The 2,457-nt window shown below is 53.5% G+C and carries 4 protein-coding genes; all 4 read right to left on the minus strand.

What is annotated here, in order from left to right; genetic code table 11:
* On the minus strand, window positions 1-170 hold a 170-nt coding region (locus H8K26_RS17560), incomplete at its 3' end, for a biopolymer transporter ExbD (protein ID WP_190481347.1).
* 15 nt (window positions 171-185) lie between these two features.
* Window positions 186-623: an ExbD/TolR family protein gene (locus tag H8K26_RS17565; RefSeq protein WP_186886253.1), complete on the minus strand. Its 438-nt coding sequence runs from the start codon at window positions 621-623 to the stop codon at window positions 186-188.
* Between the two features lie 96 nt (window positions 624-719).
* Entirely contained in the window at window positions 720-1,592 is an 873-nt protein-coding gene (locus H8K26_RS17570; RefSeq protein WP_190481348.1) for a MotA/TolQ/ExbB proton channel family protein, read from the minus strand.
* A 192-nt stretch (window positions 1,593-1,784) separates the two neighbouring features.
* Window positions 1,785-2,457 (minus strand): energy transducer TonB (locus tag H8K26_RS17575; protein ID WP_190481350.1); only part of this gene is annotated, 673 nt, incomplete at its 5' end.

Consider the following 2,457-nt stretch of genomic DNA (forward strand, 5'->3'; position numbering starts at 1 on the left):
CTCGGGGTGTTCGTCGGCATGTTCAGATTCACGGAGTGATTCTGAATCGGGATCGTGATGATGAGCATGATGATCAGCACCAACATGACGTCGATTAACGGCGTCATGTTCATTTCTATCATCACTTCAGGATCGGCGGAGGAGCTGCCTGAGCCTATTTGCATTCCCATATCTGGTCCTTTTCCTTAGTTCCGTGGTGGTGGTTCGATCACGAACCCGACCTTGGTGATCCCGGCGCGCTGGGCGGTCAGGATAGTTTTGCCAACGAATTCGTAACGCACATTCTGGTCGCCACGAATATGGACTTCCGGTTGCGGTACTTTGACGGCTTCGACTTTGAGTTTGTCAAACAAACCTTCGGTGCCGCCTGGCAGGGGTTTCATGCCGCCGTTCCAGTAGACGTCACCATCTTTGCTGATCGATACGGTGATGTTTTCTGGTTTGGTTTTGTAAATCTGGTTGCGTTCTGCCGGGAGCTTGAGTTTGACCGTGTCAGTAATCACCGGGGTGGTGATGAGGAAGATGATCAATAAGACCAGCATGACGTCGACCAGCGGGGTGGTGTTGATGGTGCTGTTGACTTCGTCTTCGCCATCACCATCGTTGCCGATTGCCATTGCCATAGTGTGTTCTCTTTCAGATTGCACGCCGGTGCGCTAGGCAACCGGCGTTGTGACTTGAGTCGTTCGTGCTTGTGACTGTGTGTCTGGTGTGCCGTCTTATTTCTTAGCTACCTTGTTCATGCTGCCAGACAGAACGACGGAGTGCAGATCACCTGCAAAGGAGCGGACTTCTTCCATCGCGCTCTTGTTGCGGCGTACCAGGAAGTTGTAGCCCAGAACCGCTGGAACCGCCACTGCCAGACCGATCGCGGTCATGATCAGCGCTTCACCCACAGGGCCCGCTACTTTGTCGATCGATGCCTGACCGGACATACCGATCGCTGTCAACGCATGGTAAATACCCCAGACTGTACCGAACAGACCAACGAATGGTGCTGTAGAGCCAACAGTCGCCAGGAAGGCCAGACCATCTTGCAGACGGCTTTGTACTTTGTCGACTGCGCGTTGGATGGACATGGAGACCCAGGTGTTCAGATCGATTTGTTCCAGCAGCGCGCCTTCATGGTGTTCTGTGGCTTTGATGCCAGAGTCAGCGATGAAGCGGAATGGGCTGCCTTCTTTGAGTGCAGCGGAACCGGCCTGGACGGAAGCGGCTTTCCAGAATTTGCCAGCTTCTTTGGCCTGGCCAGAGAGTTTGACCTGGTCGATGATTTTAGTGATCAGGATGTACCAGCTACCCATGGACATGATGACCATGATGATCAGTGTGCCTTTGGCAACGAAGTCACCTGTTTTCCAGAGCGCGTCTAAGCCGTATGGGTTTTCAATCACTTCTTTCGCAGGCGCAGCAGCGATGTCGCCGGCAGGTGCGGCAGCAGGTGCAGCAGCGTCAGCCGCTGGTGCGGAAGCAGCAGGTGCTGCAGTGGAGGCAGCTGCGGAAGCTTCTTGTGCGGAAGCTGGAGCGACGGCAACAGCGGCAGTCAATGCCAGGAGAGCTGCAGCCAGAAATGCGGAGAAACGGGTTTTCATTATGGTGCTTCCTTTAATAACAAATATAGAAGGTTGGTATTGCTTACGACTGTTTTTGTTGTCACTTCGTTCAGGTCTGTTTTGTCCTGCACGAAGGTGACGTTTTTAATTCATGCTGTTTTCTGGGTAAAGCAGGAGGTCAGAGAGGTATTACCGGGAACGCTGACTTCTTGCTTTTGCCTGGACTCAGGATTAGTTATCCAGTTTCCACACGTACTGCACTTTCGTCCAGGTCGGTTGTGGTTTGCCATCGACGGTACCTGGTTTGTTTTTGCAGGAACCAGACAGCAATTGGGTACGGACGGCATTATCGAGACCACGGTAGCCACTCGATTTGTCGATCTTGACGTCAGAAACGGAGCCATCAGCACCGACTAAGACGGAGAGAACAACCGTACCGGTTTCTTCATTACGCAAAGAAGCGCGTGGGTACTCGGGTTTGCAGCCAGCGACGTTGAAGTCGATGACGCCGGGAACCGTCACAGGGCCGGTTGCTTTCGGTGTTTCTGCAACAGGTGCCGGCGGTGCTTTGCTGAACACCGGGTTTTCAGGTTTGACGTTAGATACGGCAGAAATGGTGTTCTGTGGCTGTACCTGTGGTTGTACCTGCACTTCCGGCGGCGGAATAAATGGTGGCGGTGGAGCCAGCAGTTTCGGCGGTGGCGGTGGTGGCGTATCTGGTGGTGGTGGCGGTGGCGGCACTTCTTCGACAATTTTTGTCACTAAAGGCTTTTGCACGATTTCGATGAGCTTGGTGCCCAAGCCATTGAGCAGTGCATACACCAGCACTACGTGAAACGCTATGACCAGCCCTATGCCCAGGAACTTCTTGCCCGGCTCTTGCTGGCGATCTGAAAAATCCATT

Source organism: Cognatundibacterium aquatile, from assembly GCF_014699135.1.
Classification (GTDB): domain Bacteria; phylum Pseudomonadota; class Gammaproteobacteria; order Burkholderiales; family Burkholderiaceae_D; genus Undibacterium; species Undibacterium aquatile.